The sequence below is a fragment of the Oerskovia sp. NPDC060287 genome, assembly GCF_042726775.1.
GTDB classification, from domain to species: domain Bacteria; phylum Actinomycetota; class Actinomycetes; order Actinomycetales; family Cellulomonadaceae; genus Oerskovia; species Oerskovia merdavium.
In genome coordinates this window covers 1-3,929 of the sequence record NZ_JBHXBO010000317.1, presented here as the reverse complement: position 1 = coordinate 3,929, position 3,929 = coordinate 1, and the positions used below count along the sequence as shown (strand labels likewise).

Sequence of the window (3,929 nt, the reverse complement as noted above, 5' to 3'; positions counted from 1 at the left end):
GACCTCGAGGTCGCGCCCGCCCTGTGCTGCGTCAGGATCCGGGCCGGGCCGCGCGGCCCGCCCGGGCGCTCAGCGCCGACGTTGCCTGGAGTTCCAGTCGCGCATGCGCTGCGGGTAGCCCGTGAAGTTCACGTCGTAGACCGGGAGCTCGAGCTGCTCGGCGAGCTTGCGCGCGGTCCTGGCGTCGGGGACCCGGCGTCGCGTCCACTCCCCCGTGGTCGCGATCAGCATGAGGGTCGTGGGCGTGTCGTTCGTCGGTGGCTCGATGTACGCCTCGACGCCGACCCGGGTGCGCGCGAACTCGGCCAGGTGCTCGACCGTGGCCCGTCGCTGGTCTGCGGCGGACGGCGAGCCGGTGGCCCCCGGCGACGCGGAACCGTTCGCGGGCTTGCGGGAGAAGAGCTGGGACAGCCTGGACATGGAGGCAGAGTACTTGCTCTCCCTGGAGCGGGCCTGAGATCGTCCGTCGGCCGGGTTCGTGTCGCGGACGGCGGTGTCGCCTGGCGGCCTGCGCGCACCGCCTGCCTGCGTCGGTCCGCCGACCACCCGAGGGCCCGACGGCGAGTCCCCGGCCCTCGTCGTTCCCGTCCGCACCTGTCTTGAGCGTCACACCACCGACCGTGCGTTCCGATTGGGGTACGGGTGCCCAAAGTGCCAAGATGTCACAAGAACTTTGCTCTCCCTCTTTTCGTATGCCCCTAAGGAGCTGCACGTGGCCGAGACCGGCACACCTTTCGACGTCGTCGTCCTGGGCGGAGGCAGCGGCGGTTACGCCACGGCGCTGCGCGCCGCCGAGCTCGGCCTCGACGTCGCCCTCGTCGAGGCGCACAAGCTGGGCGGGACCTGCCTGCACAACGGCTGCATCCCGACGAAGGCCCTGCTGCACGCCGCCGAGCTCGCCGACAACGCCCGCGAGGGCAGCGCGTACGGCGTCCTGAGCCAGCTGCAGGGCATCGACATGAACGGCGTGAACGCGTACAAGGACGGCGTCATCGCCGGTCTGTACAAGGGCCTGCAGGGCCTCATCAAGTCGCGCAAGATCACGGTGATCGAGGGCCACGGCACGCTCGTCGCCGCGGACACGGTCGAGGTCGCGGGCCAGCGCTACACGGGCAGGAACGTCGTGCTCGCCACGGGTTCCTACGCCCGCTCGCTCCCCGGCCTGGAGATCGGCGGCCGCGTCATCACGTCCGACCAGGCACTGAACCTGGACTACGTGCCCAAGAGCGCGATCGTCCTGGGCGGCGGCGTGATCGGTGTCGAGTTCGCGAGCGTCTGGAAGTCGTTCGGCGCCGACGTGCAGATCATCGAGGCCCTCCCGCACCTCGTCCCCAACGAGGACGAGTCGCTGTCGAAGGCCCTCGAGCGCGCGTTCCGCAAGCGCAGCATCGGCTTCACGCTGGGCGACCGGTTCTCGGGCGTGACCCAGGACGACTCGGGCGTGCACGTGACCCTCGAGTCCGGCAAGACGTTCGACGCGGACCTCCTCCTGGTCGCCGTCGGCCGCGGTCCCCGCACCGCGGACCTGGGCTACGAGGCGCAGGGCATCACCATGGACCGCGGCTTCGTGATCGTCGACGAACGCCTGCACACGGGCGTCGGCAACATCTACGCGGCCGGCGACATCGTCCCCGGGCTCCAGCTCGCGCACCGCGGGTTCGCCCAGGGGATCTTCGTGGCCGAGCAGATCGCGGGCCTGAACCCGACGCCGATCGTCGAGTCGGGCATCCCCCGCGTGACGTACTGCGAGCCCGAGGTCGCGTCGGTCGGCCTGACCGAGGCCAAGGCCAAGGAGCTGCACGGTGCCGACGGCGTCGAGACGCTCGAGTACAACCTTGCCGGCAACGGCAAGAGCAAGATCCTCGGGACCACGGGCTTCGTCAAGCTCGTCCGCCAGAAGGACGGCCCCGTCGTCGGTGTGCACATGGTCGGCGCGCGCGTCGGCGAGCTCATCGGCGAAGGCCAGCTCATCGTGAACTGGGAGGCGTACCCCGAGGACGTCGCCGCCCTGGTCCACGCGCACCCCACGCAGAACGAGGCTCTCGGAGAGGCCCACCTGGCCCTCGCCGGCAAGCCGCTGCACGCCCACAACTGACCCAACGATCGAAGGAGACCCGAGAGGTCATGTCTGACAACGTGCAGATGCCCGCACTGGGCGAGTCCGTCACCGAGGGAACCGTCACCCGCTGGCTCAAGGCCGTCGGCGAGAGCGTCGAGATCGACGAGCCCCTGCTCGAGGTCTCGACCGACAAGGTCGACACCGAGATCCCCTCGCCGTTCGCCGGCGTGCTCGAGCAGATCCTCGTCCAGGAGGACGAGACCGTCGAGGTCGGCACCGACCTCGCCGTGATCGGTTCCGGAGCAGGCGCAGCCCCGGCTGCTCCCGAGGCACCGGCCGCTCCCGCCGCCGAGGCTCCGGCCCCGGCGGCCGCGCCCGCCCCGACCGCCGCTCCCGCCCCCGAGGCCCCCGCCGCACCGGCGCCGGCCGCCGAGGCCCCCGCCGCCTCCGGTGGCGAGGAGATCAAGCTCCCCGCGCTCGGTGAGTCCGTGACCGAGGGCACCGTCACCCGCTGGCTCAAGGCCGTCGGCGAGACCGTCGAGATCGACGAGCCCCTGCTCGAGGTCTCGACCGACAAGGTCGACACCGAGGTCCCGTCCCCCGTGGCCGGCACCGTCCAGCAGATCCTCGTCCAGGAGGACGAGACCGTCGAGGTCGGCACCGTGCTCGCGATCGTCGGGTCGGGCGCTGCGGCTCCTGCCCCGGCAGCAGCAGCTCCGGCCCCCGCCGCAGCACCGGCACCCGCACCGGCTGCCCCGGCACCGGCCGCTCCTGCAGCGCCGGCACCCGCGCCCGCGCCCGCTCCGGCTCCGGCTCCCGCAGCCGCGCCTGCTGCGGCCCCCGCCGCAGCAGCTCCTGCCGCCCCCGCGGCCCCTGCCTCGCGTGCCACCTCGGGCGCGACCGGCGGCTCCTACCTGACCCCGCTCGTGCGCAAGCTCGCTGCGGAGAAGGGTGTCGACGTCGCGTCCCTCACGGGCACCGGCGTCGGTGGCCGCATCCGCAAGGAGGACGTCCTCGAGGCGGCCGCCAAGGCGGAGGCTGCCAAGGCGACTCCTGCACCTGCCGCTGCCGCGCCGTCGGGCACCGCGCCCAAGGCCCCCAGCGTCCCGGCCGTCTCGCCCCTGCGCGGGACCACCGAGAAGATGTCGCGCCTGCGCAAGCTCGTCGCGACGCGCATGGTCGAGGCCCTGCAGACCCAGGCCCAGCTCACCACGGTGGTCGAGGTCGACGTGACCAAGGTCGCCAAGCTGCGTGCCAAGGCCAAGAACGACTTCAAGGCTCGCGAGGGTGCCAACCTCACGTTCCTGCCGTTCTTCACGCTCGCCGCGGTCGAGGCCCTCAAGGCCTACCCGAAGATCAACGCGAGCATCGACGGCGACTCGGTCGTCTACCACCCGCAGGAGAACGTCGGCATCGCGGTCGACACCGAGCGCGGCCTGGTCGTGCCGGTCATCAAGGACGCCGGTGACCTCAACCTCGCCGGGATCGCCCGCAAGATCGCGGACCTCGCCGGCCGCACCCGCATCAACAAGATCGGGCCGGACGAGCTGGGTGGCGCGACGTTCACGATCACGAACACCGGTTCCGGTGGCGCGCTGATCGACACGCCGATCGTCCCCGGCGGCCAGGTCGCGATCCTGGGCACGGGCACGATCGTCAAGCGCCCGGTCGTCGTGACCGACGCGGACGGCAACGAGTCGATCGCGATCCGTTCGATGAGCTACATCTTCCTGTCGTACGACCACCGCCTGGTCGACGGCGCGGATGCAGCCCGCTTCCTGGGTGCGATCAAGAACCGCATCGAGGAGGGCGCCTTCGAGTCCGAGGTCGGTCTCTGACCCTCGGAGCTCGCTGAGCCCCACCACGGACG

The 3,929-nt window shown here is 71.6% G+C and carries 3 protein-coding genes; 2 read left to right on the top strand and 1 reads right to left on the bottom strand.

Features of this window, described 5'->3' with window-relative positions:
• Window positions 1-69 precede the first annotated feature (69 nt).
• Entirely contained in the window at window positions 70-420 is a 351-nt protein-coding gene (locus ACFWFR_RS18125) for an oxidoreductase (RefSeq protein WP_377617060.1), read from the bottom strand.
• Window positions 421-712: 292 nt separating this feature from the next.
• Here ACFWFR_RS18125 and lpdA point away from each other — a divergent pair, with 292 nt between their 5' ends.
• Both lpdA and sucB read left to right on the top strand, forming a co-directional pair.
• Window positions 713-2,095, top strand: coding sequence for a dihydrolipoyl dehydrogenase (gene lpdA, locus ACFWFR_RS18120; RefSeq protein ID WP_377617061.1), 1,383 nt, complete (start codon window positions 713-715; stop codon window positions 2,093-2,095).
• Window positions 2,096-2,124: 29 nt separating this feature from the next.
• Window positions 2,125-3,897 carry a 2-oxoglutarate dehydrogenase, E2 component, dihydrolipoamide succinyltransferase gene (gene sucB / locus ACFWFR_RS18115; protein ID WP_377623983.1) on the top strand — a complete coding sequence of 591 codons (1,773 nt, stop codon included), beginning with the start codon at window positions 2,125-2,127 and terminating at the stop codon, window positions 3,895-3,897.
• Window positions 3,898-3,929: the final 32 nt, after the last annotated feature.

Bases quoted from the DNA above. Each gene is read 5' to 3' on its own strand.
- sucB (WP_377623983.1), top strand. From the start codon at position 2,125: ATGTCTGACAACGTGCAGATGCCCGCACTGGGCGAGTCCGTCACCGAG.
- ACFWFR_RS18125 (WP_377617060.1), bottom strand. From the start codon at position 420: ATGTCCAGGCTGTCCCAGCTCTTCTCCCGCAAGCCCGCGAACGGTTCC.